The sequence below is a fragment of the Lapidilactobacillus mulanensis genome (genome assembly GCF_003946215.1).
In the GTDB taxonomy this organism is placed as follows: domain Bacteria; phylum Bacillota; class Bacilli; order Lactobacillales; family Lactobacillaceae; genus Lapidilactobacillus; species Lapidilactobacillus mulanensis.
In genome coordinates this window covers 1-1,330 of record NZ_RHOW01000102.1, presented here as the reverse complement: position 1 = coordinate 1,330, position 1,330 = coordinate 1, and the positions used below count along the sequence as shown (strand labels likewise).

General features: G+C 41.6%; 1 protein-coding gene. It reads right to left on the bottom strand.

Features of this window, described 5'->3' with window-relative positions:
• Window positions 1-61 precede the first annotated feature (61 nt).
• Window positions 62-1,237 (bottom strand): IS256 family transposase, encoded by a 1,176-nt coding sequence (locus EKM67_RS10690; protein ID WP_125578955.1) that lies wholly within the window; start codon window positions 1,235-1,237, stop codon window positions 62-64.
• Window positions 1,238-1,330: the final 93 nt, after the last annotated feature.

The following is a 1,330-nucleotide window of genomic DNA, read 5'->3' as shown; positions in this document are numbered from 1 at the left end:
GAGAGTGTCAAGAATTTTGTGTAAATGAGTAACTCTTATTTGCATGATTAAATGACCAATTTCAAAACATCGATTCTAATGTATCCTGGCACTGTTTAAATCCACGATGAGACTTGCCAAAGTTCTTTTCGTTGTAGGCCAACACCTGTGTGACTAAGAAACGATCTAACGCGTCTTCATTTGGAAATTGTTCCTTTGCTTTGGTTTTTCGCTTGATCGATTTATTGAAAGATTCAATAAGATTGGTCGAGTAGATCGAGGCTCTAATACTCGTTGGGAAATCAAAGAAAGTAAGCAGATTTTGGGTCTCTGCTAAGCGTTTCGTCATTTTAGAATAGCTAGTTTCCCAGTGCGTAATAAAGGTGTCCAGGACTTTTTGTGCCTCAGATTTTGTCGTTGCTTGGTGAATCTGTTTGAATTCAGACATAACGGCCTGCCGGTCGCTAACACGTACTTTTTTGAAAATATTACGACTCATATGGACGAGGCAACGCTGGAATTTTGCCTGTGGGTAGCTCCTCTCCAACGCCGATTCAAGTCCCACCATTCCATCAGCGACGACCAGTTGAACGTTGATGATACCTCTTTTTACAAGCCCACCTAATAATTCTGACCAAACTTCGCCATTTTCAGTTGGAGCGATCTGGTAATCAAGAATCTGTTTCTCTCCGTTTGCCGTGATGCCAATCGCGATATAGACCGCCTCACGTTCAACCGTATTTCGTCTGAGTGGAAGATAAGTCGCATCGATGAAGAGACAAACGAAGTTTGCCTCAGTAAAATGACGTTCATGAAAAGTTTCAACTTGTCCCTCGACGACCTTAGTCATGTTTGAGATCGTTGTTGCGCAGTAGTGCGATCCGTACATTTTCTCGATTAAATCGGCAATTTCACGTGTTGTGATTCCTTTTTCGTAGAGCTTGATAACCATCTCTTCTAAGGCATCAACATGACGCGTGTACGGCGGAATGAGTGCTGCTTTGAATTCACCATTACGGTCACGTGGTACGCAAATATTTAGTTTTCCATACTCGGAAGCTATTTGACGAAAGTACTGTCCGTTCCTGGAATTTCCGCTGTTAAAACCACTGCGATCATATGGATCGTAGCCTAAAATTGCGGTTAATTCAGCTTGAAGTAGGCTGTTGACTGTTCTCTCTAACTGAGCACGAAAAACCTCTTTTAAATTTCCTTGAGATAGTAGTGCTTGAGCGATTTCTTTGTTAAACTGATCCATGGGGGAAGACCTCCGTTGATTATGTTTGGCGATTTAATCATACGGGGAAGGTCTTCCCTTTTCAATTACTATTTACACAAAATATTGTACACT

Excerpts from the sequence above, each read along its gene's own strand:
- EKM67_RS10690 (WP_125578955.1), bottom strand. The coding sequence starts at position 1,237 with ATGGATCAGTTTAACAAAGAAATCGCTCAAGCACTACTATCTCAAGGA.